The sequence below is a fragment of the Acinetobacter sp. ABJ_C5_2 genome, assembly GCF_044538485.1.
Taxonomy (GTDB): Bacteria; Pseudomonadota; Gammaproteobacteria; order Pseudomonadales; family Moraxellaceae; genus Acinetobacter; species Acinetobacter nosocomialis_A.
Genome location: NZ_JBIUCS010000002.1, coordinates 303,464 through 325,329 on the forward strand (window position 1 = coordinate 303,464; position 21,866 = coordinate 325,329).

The 21,866-nt window shown below is 41.1% G+C and carries 14 protein-coding genes; 10 read left to right on the plus strand and 4 right to left on the minus strand.

Annotated features, from left to right (window positions below; genetic code table 11):
- Window positions 1–347: 347 nt before the first annotated feature.
- From recD to ACH8JV_RS04115, 3 genes are all read right to left on the minus strand, one after another.
- Complete coding sequence (gene recD, locus ACH8JV_RS04105; protein ID WP_343568512.1) at window positions 348–2,099, minus strand: exodeoxyribonuclease V subunit alpha; 1,752 nt, start codon at window positions 2,097–2,099, stop codon at window positions 348–350.
- Between the two features lie 108 nt (window positions 2,100–2,207).
- The gene (locus ACH8JV_RS04110; protein WP_396519854.1) at window positions 2,208–5,906 is read right to left on the minus strand and encodes a UvrD-helicase domain-containing protein; all 3,699 of its coding nucleotides are present in this window, start codon (window positions 5,904–5,906) and stop codon (window positions 2,208–2,210) included.
- A 3-nt stretch (window positions 5,907–5,909) separates the two neighbouring features.
- Window positions 5,910–9,545: an exodeoxyribonuclease V subunit gamma gene (locus ACH8JV_RS04115; RefSeq protein ID WP_396519856.1), complete on the minus strand. Its 3,636-nt coding sequence runs from the start codon at window positions 9,543–9,545 to the stop codon at window positions 5,910–5,912.
- A 170-nt stretch (window positions 9,546–9,715) separates the two neighbouring features.
- Here ACH8JV_RS04115 and ACH8JV_RS04120 point away from each other — a divergent pair, with 170 nt between their 5' ends.
- Window positions 9,716–10,222, plus strand: coding sequence for a hypothetical protein (locus ACH8JV_RS04120; RefSeq protein ID WP_263612819.1), 507 nt, complete (start codon window positions 9,716–9,718; stop codon window positions 10,220–10,222).
- Between the two features lie 22 nt (window positions 10,223–10,244).
- Here ACH8JV_RS04120 and ACH8JV_RS04125 read toward each other — a convergent pair whose 3' ends face one another.
- Complete coding sequence (locus tag ACH8JV_RS04125; RefSeq protein WP_263612818.1) at window positions 10,245–11,663, minus strand: phosphate--AMP phosphotransferase; 1,419 nt, start codon at window positions 11,661–11,663, stop codon at window positions 10,245–10,247.
- A 209-nt stretch (window positions 11,664–11,872) separates the two neighbouring features.
- Here ACH8JV_RS04125 and ACH8JV_RS04130 point away from each other — a divergent pair, with 209 nt between their 5' ends.
- The 9 genes from ACH8JV_RS04130 (at window position 11,873) to ACH8JV_RS04170 (ending at window position 21,701) form a co-directional block, all read left to right on the plus strand.
- Window positions 11,873–12,580 (plus strand): FFLEELY motif protein, encoded by a 708-nt coding sequence (locus tag ACH8JV_RS04130; RefSeq protein ID WP_396519858.1) that lies wholly within the window; start codon window positions 11,873–11,875, stop codon window positions 12,578–12,580.
- A gap of 148 nt (window positions 12,581–12,728) precedes the next feature.
- On the plus strand, window positions 12,729–13,676 hold the full coding sequence (gene ubiE / locus ACH8JV_RS04135) for a bifunctional demethylmenaquinone methyltransferase/2-methoxy-6-polyprenyl-1,4-benzoquinol methylase UbiE (protein ID WP_263612816.1): 948 nt from the start codon (window positions 12,729–12,731) through the stop codon (window positions 13,674–13,676).
- Between the two features lie 11 nt (window positions 13,677–13,687).
- Window positions 13,688–14,356, plus strand: coding sequence for an SCP2 domain-containing protein (locus tag ACH8JV_RS04140; protein WP_396519860.1), 669 nt, complete (start codon window positions 13,688–13,690; stop codon window positions 14,354–14,356).
- 12 nt (window positions 14,357–14,368) lie between these two features.
- Window positions 14,369–15,988 (plus strand): AarF/UbiB family protein, encoded by a 1,620-nt coding sequence (locus tag ACH8JV_RS04145; RefSeq protein WP_311070258.1) that lies wholly within the window; start codon window positions 14,369–14,371, stop codon window positions 15,986–15,988.
- Window positions 15,989–16,109: 121 nt separating this feature from the next.
- Window positions 16,110–17,423: an FAD-dependent oxidoreductase gene (locus ACH8JV_RS04150; RefSeq protein ID WP_396519862.1), complete on the plus strand. Its 1,314-nt coding sequence runs from the start codon at window positions 16,110–16,112 to the stop codon at window positions 17,421–17,423.
- A 26-nt stretch (window positions 17,424–17,449) separates the two neighbouring features.
- Entirely contained in the window at window positions 17,450–17,836 is a 387-nt protein-coding gene (locus ACH8JV_RS04155; protein WP_014208236.1) for a VOC family protein, read from the plus strand.
- A 173-nt stretch (window positions 17,837–18,009) separates the two neighbouring features.
- A complete protein-coding gene (gene hisIE / locus ACH8JV_RS04160) occupies window positions 18,010–18,783 on the plus strand; it encodes a bifunctional phosphoribosyl-AMP cyclohydrolase/phosphoribosyl-ATP diphosphatase HisIE (protein WP_396519864.1) in 774 nt (257 codons plus the stop codon).
- Between the two features lie 9 nt (window positions 18,784–18,792).
- The gene (locus ACH8JV_RS04165; protein WP_343568494.1) at window positions 18,793–20,295 is read left to right on the plus strand and encodes a UvrD-helicase domain-containing protein; all 1,503 of its coding nucleotides are present in this window, start codon (window positions 18,793–18,795) and stop codon (window positions 20,293–20,295) included.
- Between the two features lie 23 nt (window positions 20,296–20,318).
- Complete coding sequence (locus ACH8JV_RS04170) at window positions 20,319–21,701, plus strand: AAA family ATPase (protein ID WP_396519867.1); 1,383 nt, start codon at window positions 20,319–20,321, stop codon at window positions 21,699–21,701.
- The last annotated feature ends 165 nt before the right edge of the window (window positions 21,702–21,866 follow it).

Below are 21,866 nucleotides of genomic sequence, written 5' to 3' on the forward strand. Positions count from 1 at the left end.
AATATGTTCGAGTTAAATGATTGATAATCAGAAGAAGAAATAGCGTGACACAAACAAAGATTTATTTAATTTATTTGACGTGATAAAAACTCAAAATATAAAAAAGCCCTGTAGTCTCTCCCAAAACTACAAGGCTTAGCGGCTGTAAGTTTCCTCTTTATTCACCTACGTCATTGTAAGTTCGCAGTCTCTCGACTTAAGTTATTATTATTGTGCGATTTTGCCCGACATTCCTTGCCAAGCTCGTTGTGCGTTTATAATCTCAAAAACAGGGTGTGTTCTCTAGCAGCAAATATCTCGAATCCATGTAAGCTTTTTCTTACACGAGCAAAAATATTAAGTTTGACTTAACGAACTAACCGATTAACTTTTTCAACTAAACCGCTTTTCCTGGTCGTACGAACTGTAAAAGATTGTAATAAAGCCTCTGGATGAACCAATAAACTCACTACTTTTTTGGCTCGTGTAATCGCTGTATAAATTAGCTCTTGGCTTAACAAATTCTTGGCGGCCTGATCGAGAACAACAGCAGTATGTGTAAATTCAGACCCTTGCGATTTGTGAATGGTTAAGGCAAATGCACTTTGAATACTTTTAGGTAATCGGTTTGCGGCAACCCACTTATTCAAACTTGGGAAATACACTTCAAACTGCTGAGGCTGGGTTCTGTGTTCAAAACATAAACCAATGTCACCATTTGAAATGCCGAGTTGGTAATCGTTATAAGTCATCATGACAGGACGGCCTATATACCATCCTCCTAGAGTCACAATACCTAGCTGTTGTTGTAACCAGCGTTCGGCATATTGATTAAGTTGCTGCAAGCCAAATGGTCCATGACGTACGGCGGTTAAAATACGGTAGTCATCGAATGACTTAACAATATTTTCAATATGCTCAATTGAGCGATCATCTTGTAAATAAGCTTTTAGGCTTTGCACATAGCCTTGAAAACCCACCATCAATTTTTGGTAGTAAGTTTCTAGCTCTATAGGTGACTCTTCTGGCAAATATTCAAGCTGAACCACATCGGGCATATCAACTTCTAAAGGAATTGAACGTAACTCTGAAACCTGAACAATATCAATTTCAAATTGCTGCAAAACTTGTTCATGATTGATCTGACTAGTCTGCATTTGAATAAATCGTGCCACCTGACCAATCAAAGCACCCTCCGCAAAACGACGGCTGGTTTGAAGGTGAACACGGTTTTCAGACAACGCCTCGATTTGCTGTAAATCTGCAAGTACCGCTCCAACATCTACAGAAGCAAGCTGGTTGGCATCGCCTAATAAAATAATTCGACAAGACTCAGGAACCGCTTCAAATAATAACGTTGCCAGATTTAAATCCAGCATAGAGGCTTCATCCACCACAATAACGTCATAAGGCAATGGCTGTTTTTGATTAAACCGTGGAGTTTGACTATGCCCCATACCTAATAATCGATGAATGGTTTGGGTACTTTGGTTTCTTAGCTCATCACTAACCAACCCCGACTCAAGAAGCTTAGGGTCATTAAACGAGTTTTGTAAGGCTTCTTGCATACGCTGTGCAGCTTTACCCGTCGGAGCTGCCATTGCTACACGAATATGAGGAATTGCTTGACTCAGCACAGCAATAATACGAGCGAGCGTATAGGTCTTACCTGTACCCGGCCCACCTGTAATAATACTCAAGCTCTGCTGAGTCACCATTTGCAAGGCAGCTCGCTGATGAGGATCAGTGAGTAAGTCTAAATGCTCTTCACACGAAACTGGTTGAATTGGTTGCTGCTTTAATCGGCGAATTTGCTCAGCTAGGCGTTGCTCTAGGTTCCAATATCGGTATAATGCCAACCCCTGCCCGTCGTGGACACAAGGGGCAACTTGAGACATCGCTTGTTCAGCAGATATCACCAGTTGACCAAGTGCTTCTGTTTGCTCTGGGCTAATCTCAATGCAACTATCACCTTGCAAGCTCGCTTCAATCAGCTGCTGCAAAAAACAAGCTGCCTCTGGAGCTTGTGTCTGTGCAGTAAACGGGGCTTGATTTAGAAAGGTACTCCAAGTCGTTAACCAGCTTAAATCGCTTTGTTCAGGGCTATTTAGATTGTCCACACACTTATCCACCTAGTTTTCCACACGCTTGTCCACATGGTTATAGACAGGCTTATCCACACCCCAAGTATTTGTTAATTCTAAAATTAGATCATTTATCAGCATTTTTTATGCAATTTTATCCTCAGCAAAGTACCCTAAAATAGCATCGAGTCGTAGAACAAATTCTGTACTTGGCTGCCAATAATAATAACCCTGCTCAGCTTCGCCATTCATACCACGCAAATAAAGATAAGTCGCCCCACCTAAATGTTGCTCAATATCATAATTCTGCATTTTGACTTTTAAATAACGATGTAGCGCAACCAAATATAAGCCTGCTTGCAACCAATAACTGGCTAAAGACATACTTTGAGCAATACTTTCTACACTGTAATCGACAAGGTTTTCACCTAAATAGTTACTCTTATAGTCAGCAATGTGATAACGCTGCCCATCAAAATAAACCAAGTCTATCGAACCATTTAAATAGCGTGCGGAACGAGCCTCTAATAACTCAGGCATTTCCATGCCATATTCAGCAAACAGCTGCTGAATACGTTTCATGGCTAACACACGATCTGACAGGGCCAAATAAAAAGGACACTCTGATAAATAGTGCTCTGGTTGTAACTGCTTTAGGCGAAAACCTTGATATAACGGTGTGTTTAGAATCTCTTGCAGCCATTCAGCCACAGCGTGATAAAGCGAATATTCCGCTTCTTGTTCTTCGGGGAAGCTTTCTTGATATTTGATTAATAAATCTTGCCACAAACTACTGTAATCATTTTTAAAACGACGGCGTATTTCACTTACCCACTCATCTGAACATTGAAAATCAATATGTTCAAAAATCTCATGTAAGAAATTCCCTGCAAGCGTCCCTCTCGGAAAATTGCTTTTGATCCAGCTAATTGGCTGTGCTACGGTCGCCTCAACAGAAATAACTTGATCGAGTTCATCTTCGGCTAAAACAGCTTCATGGCTCTGGCTCGCGAGTAAATCTGTACCTACTTTATGTCTTAAATGCTGTGCCAGATAACTAAAACTGGTTTTGCCTCTCGAATAGAAGCGCTGGTCAGGAAAATGCTGTGCCTGTATTTCAATAATATTGATGTGTTGATTTAAATGTCTTGCAGCAGGTGGTTGCTCCAAAATCATTTCATCGGTACAACAACGGTGCTGAAAAGGCTCAGCTCTATTTTTCCAAAAAGCTAAACCTGAAACAGACTTGCCATCTGTATCTTGTAAAAGTGCATAAACACGATGACTTGCACGGGTTAAAGCCACGTACCAAAGGCGGTTTTGTTCTGCCAAAGCCCGTTCTTCATGCTGCTTCAGTTCGGTTTCGTTTAAATACGTTTTATCAGCAATCGCAACAACTCGTTGTGTTAGAGTTTGAGCCGACTCTGGAACCGTTATATCTTGGGTCGAGAAGTTAAGCTTTTTGTTATTTTCTCGAAATGGCTTGTCGGCCCCAAGCAAAAAGACAATTTTAAACTCAAGGCCTTTTGACTGGTGAATAGTCATGAGCTGTACGCCAGCTTCACTCGACAACCTACGCTCTAACTCCCATTCACGATCAAGCGGTGATTGTAATTGCTTGAGATACCAGTGATAGAGATTTTGCGCACCCTGATATTTCTCGCTATGTTGGCTTAAAATTTCGGTCAAATGGCGCAAGTTCACCACGACCCGCTCATTATCTTTACTCTGGACATTAACCAGATTTTTCCAAATGCCAAATTGGTTTAAACATTGCTGCCATGCCACTAAAAAGCCCTGAGCCGACCACAATTCCCGAATAGCATCAAAGCCTGTCATAAACTGGCTTAAACCTTCAGCTGTTTGCTCAAGTTGCAACAGCTGTTTCAGGTCCATAGCAAACAATCGGCTAATCAAAGCTCGTTTCACTTTGGCCTCATCGTAAGGATGCAGTATCGCTGTGAGTAAGGCCCCAACATCCTGAGCAATTGTGCAATCAAAAACACTTCGTTTTGATGGCCGATTAACTCGTATTCCTAAACATTCTAATTCAAATTGAACTTTATCAAGACCATCATGATTACGCGACAAGACCGCAATATCATCTTCATTTAAGGTTTGAGTCTGAGCATCATTTTGAAAATAAAGTTGTCCTGCATGTGACTGATTGAGTAAATCACGTATTTTCCACGCGACTTGCTGTGCTTCCGTTTCCTTGTCTTTTAGCATGAGCCAACGTAAAGGATGCGGATTAGGCTGGTTTTGATCAATTAAAACCGGATGAGGTCGAGTTCCTGCCCGAATCGGGTCATATTGAACCTGTTCACCAAAGTCGATTTGCCTTTGAAATAAGGCATCAACCACTTCAACCAAGTCAGCGACTGAACGGTGGTTATGAATTAACTTATATTCGCGACCATGCTTTGCCTGAATATCTTTGTAGGCATTCAAGAAGGTGAGCATATCCCCACCACGGAAACCGTAAATTGCCTGCTTACGGTCACCCACCATAATCATGCAACCTTTTTGGTAACGCTCTGGATGACGCCAAATGCTGGCGAGCATGTCATCTTGGTCTTGGTTAGTGTCTTGAAATTCATCGACCAAAATTAAGGGGTATCGAGCCTGCACAAATACGGCGAAACGTTGCCCCTGCTCGCCCTTTAAAGCTTCTGACAAAGTGCGAATTTGCTGGGAAAAAGTCGTCTCGCCCTTGTTTTGTAAAACCTGCGGTAAACGTTTTTTAACCTCTACACACAAATAGGCTTTTAAATAAATATGAAGCTGATCGAACTGTTCAGCATAGTTTTTCAGCACACCAAATAACTGCTGAATCTGCTGAATACAAGGATGCTGATAAAATCCATCCGAAATTTCGGCAGGACATTTCTTGAAAACTTTCTGATCGGCAAGATGACCTAAAAACTTAAAAACGAGTTCCCGTTGTACTGCCAAAGACCCATCAAAAACTAAAATACTGTCGCTTTGCTTTAAAACTTGTAATAACTGTGGCAAACATTCACTAAATAACTTATTAAAAGCCCCGTTACGAAATATTGTGCCGCTTACATGTTTATAGTGGTCGCCATCAAGCGAGTAATACGGTTCTAGGAGACTGATATCAATTTCTGCTGCCAGCTGTTTGAGCTGAGCAAGCTGTTCAAACTGAATGGTAGGCTTTTCGGGAAGTTTAAAGTGAGCCGAACTAAAATTCAGTGAGTCTTCGACCAGTTTGACAAAACTGTCGACACTTTTTAACTCACCTGCCAGATACAACGCATCAATCACGGTTTGAGGCTGAGACTGTATCCATTCACGTAAAACATCATGAATCAGTTGACGGCTATAGGTTTTAGCGTCATCGGTAATTTGAGCACGTTCAATTTTGCCACTTTCAAAGGCAAACTCACGTAATAGCTTTTGGCTAAAGCTATCGAGTGTTCCGACAAATAGCTCATCTAACTGATCGATAACGAGCTTTAAACGCTCACAGGCATAGGCAATACGTGTCGCAAAATGCTTGAGAATATGTTGCAGTAATAAGTCAGATTCTTGCTCGGCCTGTAAAAGAATCTCTTTTTCGGTCAGGCTCCGCTTAGCATCTAAGTAACGGTAGGTTTCGACCAAACGCGCACGAATTCGGCTTTTTAACTCAGCCGCAGCAGCACGGGTAAAGGTAGTCGCTATGACTTGGCGGGGTAAATATTTCTCAAGAAAAATACGCACCATTAAACTCGACAGCGTATAGGTTTTCCCTGTGCCCGCCGAAGCTTCAATTAAATGTAATCCACTAAATTCAATATCAATAATAGGTTGATAAGACACCTGTACTCTTGAGTTCATGCCTTACTCCGAATATTGAAATTGAAAAACCGGATGATACAGGTCATATGCAAACTCATCACAAGCATGTTGAAGCAATGCTTGTGCATCTTGTTCTTGCAAAATGAAACGCCAGTCCTTATGCAACTTACACGCTTCATTTTGTGTCATATCGATAGCGGTAAATGACCCTGTTTCATTCCAGTATTTTAACAGTTCGGCATAGCTCTTCTCATCCAGTTTTATTTTTTCTGTCGGATTTGTTGTTTCCCACTGATATGCCTTAGCTTTTTCCAGAGGCTTTAGCATTAAAGCTGCTGGTAGCACCAGTGGCTGCTGTTGAGCATAACGCCAGATCTTAAACCACGGTTGTAAATAATGCCGAGCTTGCTCCGAACTAATACCTTTACAGATTACGGTTTGATCACTAAAAACAACAATACGGCGTCTTTCAGTTCCTGCACTTCCCTCATTTAAATAGGCCAACCAAAGCAGATACTCTAACCAGACTTTTGCACGTCTTTTTGCCCGAGCACTTGATGCTTCCATGCTGACCCAATCCTGAGTTTCAGACTTTGGCACCGTAATATTCATATGCAGCTGTTTGGCAATTCGCCAGCTTCGCTGAGTGGTTTGCGTGACTGCTGGTGCATAATGATGAAGACGCTCAAGCAAACATTCCTGTTCAAAAATACCCTGTTGCCAAGCACTATATTGAACTTTGCCTACAGGTAATTGATCAAGTAGAGCTTCGGGCTGTGCCTGTTGTTCATTTTGCTGTAAAAAATGTCGAATGGTATAACGGCCTAAACCATCTAAAAGCAAAGGTTCGTTCTGATCTAACTCCCCCACACTTCCTAAATTTTCTACACCTAAAGTTTTTAAATAAAGTCGTGCAGGGAAAGTCACATCTTGTATCCATTGATGGCTATCTAAAACCAACATGTCAGGTATTTCTAAAGGATAAGATGTATTCGCCCAAGGCTTAAGAACACCAGATGCTTGCTGAATTTGCATTGCCACATTAAACCAGTGATCTTGGTAACGAATGTAACTGTTCTCAGCCATAAAACCTTTAGGGTCAAACGGCTGTAAATAATGTAAATGGTAGAGTTGTTTTAATTGAGACGGAATTTCAATACCTTCAATCACTTCTCGATCGGGTGCATCTGGCTCCGGTTTTACAATAAGCGCAAGATGTTCACGGAACTCTTGAAGAATACTTGAAGGGTCTCTCACTTCACCGTCATTGACATCAAAGCCGTTATAAAACAGCCATAAGTTTTCTTGAGCTAAAAGTAAGGCGTCTAAGAAAGCACCTTGGTCATCCTCAAGACGGGAACGGTCACCTAGTTGTTGACGTAAGGCATCCATCAAATCAAATGGTACATGCGTATCACGATTTGGAAACTGTCCTGCATCCAAGTTCAATATCACAATTAAGCGATAAGGTAAGGGACGAATTTGTCCAATCTGAGCAAAGGTAATCTGTCCAGTCGGTTCAGCTTGTGCCGTCTGGTTTTCTAAAGTTCGCTGAATCTCATCGAGGATATAAGGCAAAGGCAAGGTAATTTTACGTAAGGTACCTGTTTCTGCCTCGGCATAGTAACTCGCGAGCGTTAACATACGCTCTTGTTTTTTCACAATTTCCCGAGCAGTTTTTAAAGCAGCAACACCGGCCTGTTCAAACTCGACAATATCTTGTGACAACACTTGTAGCCAGTATTCTACAGTATGAACTTTTCTTTGCTCATGCATAATGAGCCAGTCACGGCGCTCATTTAAATCTTGATAAATCTGAATGAGCGTACCAATGAGCTCAAAATCGCCCGGTTGAACCTTAGCGTAACTGAGTACGTGATTAAATGTAGCATGTTCGGGAATTGCAATACCGAGTGCTAACCGCTCTAAAGCAAATTTAAAACTATACCGATAATCATCATCACCGTCACATAAGCTACGTTTCAGATGCTCTGCATCAAGACCACGTTTAAACCCTGCATCGGCCAGTAATGCCAAAACTCGCTCTACTTGAGCATATTCAAGTGCATAGCGCTGCTGCGTCGCATGTAAACCAAGCCAGTCGGCGAAATCATCAAAGCTAAATCGCCCTTGCATAAGGTGAATACGCCCAATCACGGCACGCCATGCATTGAGTGCATCGAGCGACGCAATACCGGCAATTTTTACGGGTAAATGGACACCTTGCTCAGTTGCAGTAGCAGTAAAAACACTTCGTATTAAAGGCTCTACTTCTGCCAAATTAGGTACTAAAACCAGAATATCATTCGGGCGACGCGGCTGTTCATGTGGGTTAGCCAACCAGCCAATCAACTGCTCTTTCAATACTTCAAGTTGCCGTAATGTTGAGTGGCAGACATGAATTTGAATGGAGTCATCATTCGGTGCAAGTTCATATTGCTTAGGCTGTGGTTCTACCAGATGCAAAATATCTGACTGAACTTTGCCAAGTAGACTCTCAGGAAAATCATCTACAAAGGCGTCCACCCATTTACCTTCTTCACCAGTAGACAAGTTTGAAAGTAGTGAGAAGTGGTCGCGGGCTTGTTTGCCCAGTCTTGTTAAAAGCGGATGCCTCGACTCACGCGCCTCAGCATTAAAGTTAAGCGTAAATTTATCAAAGAAATCGGCAATTTCAGCATCGGTCGCTTGAGGATTTTTCGCAATAAAACGCTCTTTCACACCTAAGTCATAACGTTGTTTCCACAGGGGATCGACACTATCGGCCCAATATTCCTGTGAAGGGTTATAGTGCAAAATCAAAACATCAATGTATTGCCCTAAACGGCGCAAAAACTGAAGCTGGCTAGGCGGTAAATCCAGCAAAGTAAAAACGACTATTTGCTCCGGCAAACGAGATAATGCTTTCTTCTGGTGTTCAGGATGGTCTAACTCCTGCCAAAACAGCTCGTCAATTTGCTGCATTTGCATAAAATCATCATGAAAATGCTGCTGCCACAACCAGCGCTGCCAACGTTCTAATTCTTGTGTTTGCTGCAAAGTAAAAGCAGAAATTTCTTTATCTTTCTGCGCAATATACTTTTCGATATCCAGCGCTCGGCCTTGTCCCCACGCTGCTAACCAGTTATTTGGACAAGTACAGGTATTTTCACACCCACGTTGGCACTGTCCCCGATAAACCATGTAGTTACTAAATAAATCGGCAACCTGCTCGGCAACCCAATACAACATTTTTTGTTTTTTTAGCTGCTTCTCAATACCTTGTTCAAGCCGATCTGCGCTGTCATAAATACGTTGAACAATAGAATGTAATGGATGTGAGTCATCTATACTCATTTCATCAGGCTGAATAAACTCTTGTAATGCCTGATGTACACGCCATTTAAAAATCAAGCGTGGAATATTGGCCTTACGAACCTGTTCCTTATGCGCTGTGAGGACCTGTTGATAGGCATACCACTGGAAACCACGAACACGTTGATGGAACTGGTAATTGGCGCTCATTCCTTGTTGTTCTGCAAGTTTTTGTATCAGCCATTGCTCTACCGCAGGACTTGGCACAATAAAATGCTGGGCTTTCAAAACCTGTAAAGGATGCGTTGAAGGTTGGGACGTAGATGCCAGTACGCCCTGCAACAACACATCAATACGTTGACTTTGAATAACATGGATGCCCATTTATTTCATATCCTACTCGCATAATTTATGCACAAAATCATAAACATTCATTACTATACAACTGAATCTGACTATGTCACGTTGGTTTAAACACAGCATAATCTAACTTTAGGTGTCACTTGCCTTGTGTTTGGAAGGCACCCTTAAGGAACCCATTACAGGTAAACATTATGAAAATTGATAACATTCCTGACTATATTGATCCTAGCCTAAATCTGGAACAAATTCGCGATGAGTGCCACGAGCTCATTCAAAAAAGAGCTTACGTCTCTGCTGGTGCAGCAATTGTACCCATTCCTTTTTTTGACGTGGTAGTAGATTTGGGAATTTTGTCACAGCTTATTCCCGATATTAATTCCCGCTTTGGCTTAGCACCTGAACATGTCAGCGTTTATGATCCAAAAACAAAAACCATTCATTGGGATGAACTGCGTAAACGTGGCTTTCAATTTTCAGGTTTTGTGGTCGCGCGTACCACCGTTAAAAAAACGTTTAATGGTTTCTTTGGAAAAATTGTCACTAAACAAGTGACTAAATTTATACCATTAGGCGGGCAAATTGTTGCAGCAGGTTTAGGCTATTTTATGATGAAGAAAATAGCCCAAACGCATCTTACTGACAGCTACAACCTTGCTAAACGTATTCAACAAAAAAGTCGTGGCACGGTTGTAAACTAAAATCAAATTCACGGCTGAGAGTTTAATCTGCTCTCAGCTGTTTTAAAATAGCTCTTAACACTTCTAAACGCGCAGTATATTTATCATCAGTGGCAACAATATGCCAAGGTGCATATTCGGTACTGGTTCGTTCAAACATATCTGCTGCCGCTTTCAAATAGTCATCCCACTTATCACGATTGCGCCAATCTTCCGCGGTAATTTTAAAGCGTTTATGCGGTGTCTCTTCTCTGGCTTTAAAGCGTTGTTCTTGCTCATCTTTACTAATCGCAAGCCAAATTTTTACCACAATCGTTTCACTATCAAATAAATCTTTTTCAAAGCGATTAATTTCGTCGTATGCCCTTTGCCACTCTAAAGGCGATGCAAAACCTTCAACTCGTTCTACCAGCACTCGGCCATACCAAGTACGGTCAAAGATTGTAATTTTTTCGGCTTCATTAATGCGGTTCCAAAAACGCCACAAATAAGGATGCCTAGCTTCGAAACGTTCAGGTGCGCCAATACAATGAATATCATATTCACGCGGATCCAAGTTTTTAACGATTCGCTTAATGGCACCACCTTTCCCCGAAGCATCCATTCCTTCAAAAGCAATCACAAAATTACGCTTATCAAAACGCATGGTATCGGCAATTTTTTTACTGAGTTTATCGAGCTCTTTTTTGTAATCAGCTTTATCGAGCTGTTCTTTAGAAGGTTTTAACAAACTTTCAGGAATCTTTGCCTGCTGCCATTTTCCTTTGACTTCACTTTCATGTTCAGGCAATTCACGCATGTGTTGCAAAAGGTACTGGGCAAAAAATTGATCGCGCTGTTTTTCATCTTCGCCATCAATAATGTACCAGTCGTCGGTAAAACGGCGGCGTAACTTTTGCAAAGTGTCATATTGTTTTTTATTGCGCCAATCTAAACCGTGAAGCTTATGCCAGTGCTGTTCAGAAGGGTCTATTTTATCTAAACGTTTTTGCAGTGACTTCCACGAAAGGTCAAACCAAACCTTAATCACATCGACATAGTTATTTTTTAAATCCTGCTCAAACGCCCGCATGTTTTCAACATAGGCATCAAAACGGGCATCATCCAAAGGTTCCGATACATGCGTTGCGGTAACCAACAAGTCGCTATACCAATTACCAAACATCACCACAATTTGGCCTTCAGTCGGAATAAACTCTGAATACGACTGCCAAAAAGCTTCGGTATCTGTCAGCACACGCGGTGCATCTGCTTTTACGCGTAAATATCTTGGATCTAACCATTCTCGAAGCTGCTTAACAGCCTCGCCTTTTCCAGCCAGTTCAATACCACTCATTAAAATGAGTGTACTTTTAGCATTTTTTTTGCCCCGACTATCTTTTAAAGCATATTGTGCTTCAATCAAATCGACTGAAAGCTGTTCCTCGTCTCGAATTTCAAATTTTGGTTGTTGTTCACTCATAGTCCACTGCTCTAATCTTTTATTGTTTAATTTCGTCGTTATTTAACTTATGCGCTTAGATGATGAATTGCTATACAAATTATGTCATTGCGCCAAAATTCTGTCTAAAAATTGACGCATAAATCATTTTTTTTACATCTACTCGCCATAGTAGAAGGTTACAATGCCTCTTATGATTTTTTGCAAATAGCCCAATATTAGAGCCTTAAATGTCTAAACTCGCTGCTTTTGATGATCTTTTACAACAATATAAAACATTTAATTATCACGATAATCCAGTGCTTGCCCAACGTTTGCAAGATGTCCAAACATGGCTAAAAGAGCGGATGAAAGATACTCATCACGACTTTTTTAATTTGCCAGAGCACAAGCTCATGTCAGAGTATTTTTTAAACCGTTTATATGGTGGTCCAGAGTTTGATGCGCTTGCTGCTCAAATTGAGCGTTTATTAAAATATGCTCATAAAGCAGAAAAAGTCCTACCTGAAAACGCAATTAAAACTGGAACAAAATCGGTAAGTCTGGCTGTACTTGCAACTCAACTTGATGAACAAGTAGCAATACAGCTTCTTGAAGACTATCCGGCAGATACAGTACTCACTGACGAGATCATGCGCTTAACCTTAATCAAGCTTGATCAGGCAGAAGCTCGTTACCTGCAACTGGCCCTTCTTGACGATTTAGGAGCAGCACTCGATAAATACATGCGTTCGTTTATGATGTTTACTGCTTTTAAAATGTGTAAAGGTATTGCTCAAAAATATCACTTTGAATTGATGTATGATTTTATTCAGGATGGTTTTAGCGCAATGAAACCATTAAAATCGGCTGAGGCTTTTATTAAGACTTTTACGGAAAAAGAACGTCAGATTGTTGAAAAAGTACATTCAGGACATCCGAATCCGTTTAGAGTGTGATAAGGTCGGCACATAGAAAAAACTCAACCTCGCGAAGTTGAGATTTTATTCATTATATTTGCATGATGATGCCTGTAAAAATAGACAAAATCTGTCATCATGCAGAACTTATTCCGTTTCACTTGAGTTTGAGTCTAGGAGAGACAATATGTCTAACGAAAACCAAAAGCCAACATCTCCAACTGAGCAGGCACAAAGTTCAGACAAAGTTAGCCCATTCCTAAGCTCACCTTTACCACAAGGTACTCCTCAAGGGCAACAACAAACTTTACAGCAAACCTTAACAGATACACCTGTTAGCGGTTCTGTACCGAAATATAATTTACCACGTGGTGCTAGCAATACTGGCAACGTTGGTGAAACAACTCACTTTGGTTTCTCAACAGTTAAAACCGAAGATAAAGCACAAAAAGTTGCTGAAGTTTTCCATTCAGTTGCAAGCAAATATGACTTGATGAATGACTTAATGTCATTTGGTATCCACCGTTTGTGGAAACGCTTTGCAATTAATATGTCTGGTGTTCGCCGTGGTCAACACGTGTTGGATATTGCTGGCGGTACAGGCGACTTAGCAAAAGTATTTAGCCGTGAAGTTGGCCCTCAAGGTCATGTGGTACTTTCAGACATTAACGAATCTATGCTGAATGTTGGTCGTGATCGTTTGATTGATGCTGGTTGTACTAATGTCGATTTCGTTCTTGCCAATGCAGAAACATTAGAGCCATTTGCAGACAACAGTTTTGATCTTGTCACCATTAGCTTTGGTTTACGTAACGTGACAGATAAAGACGCTGCGCTTGCTTCTATGTTCCGTGTGCTTAAGCCAGGTGGCCGTTTACTGATTCTTGAGTTTTCTAAACCAGTATTTGAGCCATTCTCAAAACTTTATGACCTCTACTCATTCACAGCTTTACCGATTATGGGTAAGTTGGTTGCCAATGACTCAGAAAGTTATAAGTATTTAGCTGAATCAATTCGTATGCACCCAGACCAACGCACCTTAAAAGGTATGATGGAAAATGCTGGCTTCCAGAACTGTGACTATCACAACCTGACTGGCGGTATTGTTGCTGTTCACCGCGGTTTCAAACTGTAAGGGATAGCGATATGTGGTCGATTTTGGCACTCGGTGCAGTCGAACGTATCATTCATCATCTGATCGATCTGGATGCCTTAACCCGCATTCAGCTCAATCAGTTACAGGGCAAAATGTTGCGTGTGGTCATCGATAGCCCGCAACTTTCTGTCGATGTATTCTTTGACCAAGAAAAAGTACGTCTTGAACCTACTGCAACTGGGCATAGCGAAAAACCTTCTATTTTTGAACAACGCCCTTTTGATCCACAATTTAAAATTTCTGAAGCCACAGCCACTTTGCATGTCAAAGATGTGGTTGAACTAATCAAACTATTGGTGAGCGATCCAGACCAGATTGGTAATATCCCGCTTCAAGGTGATTATCATCTATTACAGGATATTCAAAGAATTATGCAGCAGGCTGAACCTGATTTAGCTGCGCATTTATCAAAATGGGTTGGCCCTCAACTCGCTCATGAAATTGGCAAGATTCAATTTGCGCCAAAGCATTTAAAACGCTCCGTGCAAAGCCATCTATTTTTTGCTGAAGATGCCTTAAAAGAAGACAGTGGTTTATTTGCCCCACGTTGGGAAATGGACGATTTAAATCAGGCTACGCGTAAGCTTAATCAAGACATTGACCGTCTAGAAGCTAAGCTACAGCAGCTCAATGCACAACTACAACCCACTCAAGACTAGGTAAGACTGTATATGATTCCGCACGTTTCACGTTTACTCGAACTTTGGCGTATTGCAGCGCACTATAGACTCGATACGTTGTTCCCTGCGGATGAATTACCTGTTAAAGCTCAACGTGCATTAAATATTATTAAGATGCACCCAGCTGCATGGTCTAGTCGTGAACGCAAAAACCCATTGAAGCTTAAAGAAGCTTTAGAAGATATGGGCCCGCTTGCAATTAAGCTTGGGCAGTTACTGTCTACTCGACGCGACCTAATTCCACCTGAAATACTCGCTCAATTGGTCTTACTTCAAGATCAAGTCAAACCGTTTGATAGCAATGTTGCCAAACAACGTATTCAAGACTCTTTAAAAGCAGACGTAAATACTCTATTTGCTCGCTTTGATGACCAGCCCCTTGCTGCTGCTTCAATTGCACAAGTACATACTGCTGCATTGCATGATGGTCGCGAAGTTGTGGTTAAAGTTACTCGTCCGGACATTCGTAGTCAGATTTTACAAGACTTTGAAATTTTAGCTTGGCTAGGCAACACCTTAGAAAGTCGCCTAGAAGCTGCTCGCGCGTTGCATCTCACTGAAATTATTCAAGACTACCGTCAGATCATTTTAAATGAGTTGGACTTGAGTATTGAGGCGGATAACACCCGTCGTATGCGTCATTACTTCACTGGTTCAACCATGATGTATGTGCCCGAAGTGTACATGGACACCAAAGATGTCATGGTGGCTGAGCGTATTACTGGTGTCCCTATTTCAGACACGGCAACCTTTGACCGTTTAGGCATGGACCGTGCACAACTTGCAGAAAAAGGGTTAACTATTTTCTTTACGCAAGTATTCCGCGATAACTTTTTCCATGCCGACATGCACCCCGGCAATGTCTTTGTAGAAACCATCAATCCAAGCAATCCACGCTTTATTGCACTCGACTGTGCGATTATGGGTGAGCTTTCTAAACATGACCAAATGACGGTTGCCCGCATGTTGCTTGCTGTAATGAACAGCAACTTTATGCAGCTTATTCAAATTGTGCATCAAGCTGGCTGGATTCCACCAGGTACAGACCAAGACGCTTTAGCACGTGAGATGCGCCGTACTGTTGGGCCAATGGTATCTAAACCAATGGACCAACTTGATTTTGCGGGTATCTTAATTCAAGTGATGGATATTGCGCGTCGCTTCCATTTAGAAATCCCGCCACAACTCATGCTGCTACTCAAAACTTTGGTGCATGTAGAAGGCTTAGGTACGGACCTTTATCCGCAGCTCGACATCTGGAAATTGGCAAAACCTATTTTGACAGAATGGGTTAAGTCCAACATGAACCCAGTCAAAAATGTAAAAGAACTCGGCCAGCAACTACCTGACCTGCTTTTAGGTGCTCAGGATTTCCCAAGCTTAATTATTGACAGCCTAAATGGTTTAAAGAACCAGTCTGCTTGGCAAGACCGCCAGTTACGTGAAATTCAACAGCTTCGTTTGCAAATGGAACATCAACAGCGCCGTAGCTGGATGTTTGGTAGTAGCATGCTGATTTTACTGACCATTGCAATTATTAGCCCTTGGTTTGTTTCTATTATTTTAATTGTGCTGAGTAGCTTATTAGCGCTTTGGCGTATATTGAAATAAATTCTAAATCCCTTGCCCTCGCAAGGGATTTTTTTTGGGTGCACTTTAATTTTAAAAAATATAGATCAATTATTTGTTCATTGCTAAATTAGCATTCATAAATGCTTGAAAAGAACAAACAATGAAAACACCTCATTTTGCCATTATTGGTGCAGGTACCGCAGGTTTAGCCACTGCCATTTTGCTTGCCCGAGAAGGCAATAACGTTACTATTTTTGAACAAGTTGATGAATTATCTCCTGTCGGTGCTGGGTTATTACTACAACCCGCTGGCTTAGCTGTATTTGAACATTTAGGTGTACTCGACAAAGCCTTATCCTTAGGTGCGAGAGTCACAGGCCTAGAAGGACAACTTCCCGACAAGCGTCTTTTAGTTAACAGTCATTATCGCGAAGCATCAGCAAACCTCTATGGACTAGGTATACACCGAGCCACTTTGTGTCATTTACTCACTCAAAAGCTTAGCGAATATTCAAGCCAGATTACTTGGTGTATGAGCCATTCTGTTGAAAGATTTGAAGAACATAACGATGAAGTTCGGATATTCGGCAGTCATCAAAACCAAAAGTTTGATGTTTGCTTTGATGGCCTACTCATTGCCAATGGTGCTCGTAGCCAGTTACGCCCCAAAGCATGGGTAAAGGTTGACAAAGCCTACCCTTGGGGTGCAGCGTGGAGTATCGTGCCTGAGTGCCAAGTATTAGATGCTGAAATTTTACATCAATTTTATGATCGCTCGAAAATTATGATGGGAATTCTTCCTACAGGCGCCATTCCAACAGAACCTCAACAGCGCCTTTCGAGTATATTTTGGAGCTTACCTACTCCACAATTACAAAGCTTTTTACAAGATGAGCAGGCTAAACAAGCTTGGTTAAAGCAAGTCTCTGAGCGTTGGCCCAAAGTTGCAGAATGGTTGAAAGAAATTTTGTATAACAGTCAAACTCAGCCCAAATGGTTATCTGCAAACTACCGCGATGTCGTTATGACTCAATTTGGTCAAGGTCGAATTGGGGTAATTGGCGATGCAGCTCATGCAATGAGTCCACAGTTAGGTCAAGGTGCAAATATGGCATTATTGGATGCTTGGGCTTTCTCTCAATCATTGCAACATGCTCAAAAAAACCAGAATATTGATTGGTCCCTGCTCTGGCAGCACTACCACCAGCTTCGCCGTTCATCCACCCAGTTTTATCAATTTCTTAGTCGCTTATTAACACCACTTTATCAGTCTGATCATTGGTGGGCTGGAGGTTTAAGAGATTTAGTTTTTCCGTGGATGTATCAAATCCCTTATTTTCGAAAAGAAATGGCAATTACAATTTCAGGCTTAAAGACTGGTCCATTCCAACAACTTGACTATGATCAGGTTGCTCAATTGCCTAAAGGAAACAGTGCGTTTCATTTAGAAAGCGAATCTCTGTCTGACTATTAACCCCACCAAATAATAGTGATTAACACATGAAAATCAGCCATCTTGATCATCTTGTTTTAACTGTCTCAAATATTGAATCTACCTGTCATTTCTATCAAACCGTATTGGGGTTTGAAGTCATCACGTTTAAAGGTAATAGAAAGGCTCTAAAGTTTGGAAATCAAAAGATAAATTTACACCAGCAAGGCAACGAGTTTGAACCGAAGGCATTACAGCCGACTCCCGGATCTGCCGACTTGTGTTTTATTTCAGACACTCCCATTTCAGAAGTGGTTGCACACCTTAATCAATTAAATATTCAAATTGAAGAAGGTCCGATTGAGCGTACTGGTGCAATGCATCCTATTCTTTCAGTTTATATTCGCGACCCAGATCAAAATTTGATTGAGATTTCAAATATCCTCACGCCTTAGTCATTTGAATAAGATACCGGTTGGTAAGCGTTACAAGCTATTCATTACGCTGACAAAGACAAAAAGGACAAAGAATTTTTCCGCAAAGCGACGTTGATGCCGTACACTATACAAGCTATTTTTAGCATCTGATTGAAATCAATTTATAGTTCATATTTCTTTGGTGATTCCTCATGAATAATACGCAATGGCTCGATGAAGTAAAATTTAACGAACAAGGTCTTATCCCTGCCATTGCTCAACATCATCAAACCGGACGTATTTTGATGGTGGCGTGGATGAACCGTGAATCACTTGCGCTCACAGCAGAAAAAAATCAAGCTGTTTACTTTTCTCGTTCTCGCCAAAAACTTTGGCACAAGGGTGAAGAATCAGGCCATTTCCAAACGGTTTATGAAATTCGTTTAGACTGCGATGGTGATGTAATCGTATTACAAGTTGAGCAACACGGCGGTATCGCGTGCCATACAGGTCGTGAGTCTTGTTTCTACCGTAAACTTACCCCACAGGGCTGGGAAATTGTCGATGCACAATTAAAAGACCCTACTGCAATTTATGGTGACAAAGCTAAAACTGAAAGCCACGATCATGTTCATACAACTGAACAAGTTGATGTGCTTGCTCACTTGGGGCAATTAATGCAAGAGCGTAAGCAAGCAGAAGCGGATACGTCATATGTTGCAAGCCTCTACAAAAAAGGCATCAATAAAATCTTAGAAAAAGTTGGCGAAGAAAGCGTAGAAACTATTATTGCTGCGAAAGACTACGCTGCTCAAAATACAGAAAGCAATTTAAATGACTTGATTTATGAAACTGCCGATTTGTGGTTCCATAGTATTGTCATGTTGGGTTATTTCGATCTTAATCCACAACTTATTATTGACGAATTAGCTCGTCGTCAGGGTTTATCTGGTTTAGTTGAAAAAGCTAACCGTAACAAGGTTTAAAATCACTCAGTGTCGAATATCGAAAAACCTAAAGCCACCTATGAGCAAGCAATTGCCATAGATAACGGACGTCTTGGGCAATCATTTAAAGTGATTGCCTATGCGGGTACAGGTAAAACTACTACATTACAAATGATTAGTGATGCCATGCCTGAACGGCGCGGTATGTATTTGGCTTTTAACAAAGCCATTGCTGGTGAAGCTCAAAACAAATTTCATCGCAATGTAGACTGCCGTACTTTTCACTCACTCGCATTTCGCAGTGTACCACGAGGTGTGACTGATAAATTACGCCTACCTCGTTTAAGTCCAAGCTTTATTGCCAAAGAATATCGACTAGAACCAATTACGTTACGACGCATGATGGGCGGACGTTATGAAAAATACGTCTTAATGCCAAGTCGTCTAGCGAGTCTTGTTGCCAATGCGGTGAGTTATTTCTGTTCGACTAGCTCACAATACCCTGCTCCTCGACATATTCAGGCACCCAACTGGTTACATCCAGACGATATTACTGCACTTCAAACTCACCTTTACCCGGCTGTAGAACGGCGCTGGTTAGAGTCTATCGACCCAAATCATCAAGCCGGAATTGGTCACGATATTTACCTCAAACTTTGGGCATTGTCTGAGCCTAATATTCCGGCCGATTATGTCTTATTTGATGAAGCCCAAGATGCTGATCCTTTAATGTTGGGTATCTTACTTCGTCAAAAAAGTACGCAGGTTATTTATGTAGGCGATGCACATCAGCAAATCTACGCGTGGCGTGGTGCAGTAAATGCCATGCAACAACTGCCTTTGCCAGAGTCTCGCTTAACGACTTCCTTTCGTTTTGGAGAGGCAATTGCCGATGTCGCCAATGCGTTGTTAGGTGGTTTAAATGAGACTGTTCCTCTGCTTGGTAATCCGAACCAAAAATCGAGTGTAGTCAATAAGCCACATACCAAAATGCGTGATGCGATTTTGTGTCGTACCAATGCTCGCGCAATGGAGCTTTTATTAGCAGGCTTAGTTCACGGCGATAAAGTAAGTTTGCAGGCAGATCATCAAAAACTAAACCGTTTTGTAGATGCCGCAAGCCTCTTGAAGCAAGGAAAACGAGTTACAGACGTTCCCGAGTTAGCATGGTTTAACTCATGGCATGATGTGCATGAATACTGTGAAACCAATGAAGGAAGTGATATCAAACCTTTGGTTAAACTGGTAGATGATCACGGTACTGATCCATTAAAAAAAGCGCTTGCTAAAATTACTCCCCTTGAGCAAGCTGACTATGTCATCTCAACCGCCCATAAAGCAAAAGGACTAGAGTGGAATCGTGTTCATATTGAAGATGACTATCAATTTAAAATTAATGGCTTAGAACACAAGATTACAGATGAGGAATTAAGATTACTTTACGTGGCCTGTACTCGTGCTAAAGTAAGTCTAAACATCCATCATCTTTATGATCTGATACAACAATTAAAAGTAAGGGCGCCTTTAAGTCTTCGTAAGTCGGTTGGTTGAAGCGCTCATAATTAGGTGAGCCTATGAGACTTGAATCCATCCAATTTAAACATGTTGCTCTGTTTCATGACCTAAAGATCCAGTTTCAATATGATAAACAACCGATTACTTTAATTTTAGGTGAGCAGGCAACCGGTAAAAGTATGCTACTCAAGCATATTTACCATGCTTTAACGTGGTTTCCTGCTCGCTTGAAAGATGTTCGTACCCCGGGCGTAGTTATGCCTGATCAAGACATTACCCATTCTCGGTTACAGTCTAAAATAGAAGTCAGCATTCATATTCCCTCAGAGTTCGGGCAACTGCCTGAAACCACATCCGCACAGCAAACCGATACATCTGTTTGTAGCTGGAAACTATTTAAAACCTTAAATGCAACTGGCGTAGGAATTAGTCAAGTTGAAACTCAGCAGCTCGATCAAACCATTACCCTTTATCATCAAGTCACAAGAAAAGACCCACTTCAAGGCCTTCCCTTACTTGCTTACTACCCATCTGAGCGATTTGTTAACGATATAAATTTGCTGAATAAAAACCTGCCAGGGATTACTCAGTCTATTTCTGCTTATGAAATTAGCTTAATCCCGTTTACCACCTTTGCTCGTTTTTTTGAATGGCTACGTGAAATTAGCGATATTGAAAATGCACAAGCAGCTCATGTTGTACAACGAATTATTTCCCGACAATCAAACCCACAAAATCAGGAAGAACTTTTGCGTCAACTTCAAATCGAATTGACAGGGCAGCCTAAACAACTGCCTTCACCAAATTTATATGCGCTGAAATCGGCATTAAAGATTATTTTTCCAGAACTTGAAGACATCTATTTACAATATCATCCACGTCTTCAACTTATGGCACATTACAAGGGTGAAGCTTTAGCCTTTCAACAACTTTCCAATACCACAAAAACATGGATTGCACTCGTAGGCGATGTGGTTCGCAGACTTTGTTTGCTCAACCCATTGAGCTTAGACCCTTGCCTTGAAGGCGAAGGAATTTTGTTAATTGACCAGATCGATTCACAACTAGATGCTCTGCATTGCTCAGAAATTTTAAATCGACTTCATCAGGCATTTCCGCGTTTACAAATTATAGTGACTGGAAGCCGTGAAGAGTTACTTGAACATGCAACTGCTTATCAATGCCTTAAATTAGAACATGGCAAAGCAAGCCAACTTGATTTAAATACGGCTCAGCAGCAGCTTGAACACCTTTACACCCTCTTGCACCGAGATGAAGTTTTAGCGCCGCATATAGATCCATTGCCACTTGATACCGAACCTACAACCACTCAAATTGACAATTTGTATCAGCAAATCCAAAGCTTAAATGAACAACAAAAAAATGAATTATTACGTATGATTCATACAGGAGATACTTCGGAAGAAACCTCATCTCTTTAAAATTTATTATCCATATAGCTCAATTTTTATAATAAAAACCGGATTCGCTAAATATACGATGAAATCTGTTTTTTGAGCTGAAAAATCACTAGATGTTGTTACCGCATGTAATAACATCAGATTTTTAATGATTTTTTAGTGTACAATAAATTTCATTTTGCGTTT

Coding starts and splice junctions, on each gene's coding strand:
- ubiE (WP_263612816.1), top strand. CDS start 12,729: ATGTCTAACGAAAACCAAAAGCCAACATCTCCAACTGAGCAGGCACAA.
- ACH8JV_RS04140 (WP_396519860.1), top strand. CDS start 13,688: ATGTGGTCGATTTTGGCACTCGGTGCAGTCGAACGTATCATTCATCAT.
- ACH8JV_RS04145 (WP_311070258.1), top strand. CDS start 14,369: ATGATTCCGCACGTTTCACGTTTACTCGAACTTTGGCGTATTGCAGCG.
- ACH8JV_RS04155 (WP_014208236.1), top strand. CDS start 17,450: ATGAAAATCAGCCATCTTGATCATCTTGTTTTAACTGTCTCAAATATT.
- hisIE (WP_396519864.1), top strand. CDS start 18,010: ATGAATAATACGCAATGGCTCGATGAAGTAAAATTTAACGAACAAGGT.
- ACH8JV_RS04120 (WP_263612819.1), top strand. CDS start 9,716: ATGAAAATTGATAACATTCCTGACTATATTGATCCTAGCCTAAATCTG.
- ACH8JV_RS04125 (WP_263612818.1), bottom strand. CDS start 11,663: ATGAGTGAACAACAACCAAAATTTGAAATTCGAGACGAGGAACAGCTT.
- ACH8JV_RS04150 (WP_396519862.1), top strand. CDS start 16,110: ATGAAAACACCTCATTTTGCCATTATTGGTGCAGGTACCGCAGGTTTA.
- ACH8JV_RS04170 (WP_396519867.1), top strand. CDS start 20,319: ATGAGACTTGAATCCATCCAATTTAAACATGTTGCTCTGTTTCATGAC.
- ACH8JV_RS04115 (WP_396519856.1), bottom strand. CDS start 9,545: ATGGGCATCCATGTTATTCAAAGTCAACGTATTGATGTGTTGTTGCAG.
- ACH8JV_RS04110 (WP_396519854.1), bottom strand. CDS start 5,906: ATGAACTCAAGAGTACAGGTGTCTTATCAACCTATTATTGATATTGAA.
- ACH8JV_RS04130 (WP_396519858.1), top strand. CDS start 11,873: ATGTCTAAACTCGCTGCTTTTGATGATCTTTTACAACAATATAAAACA.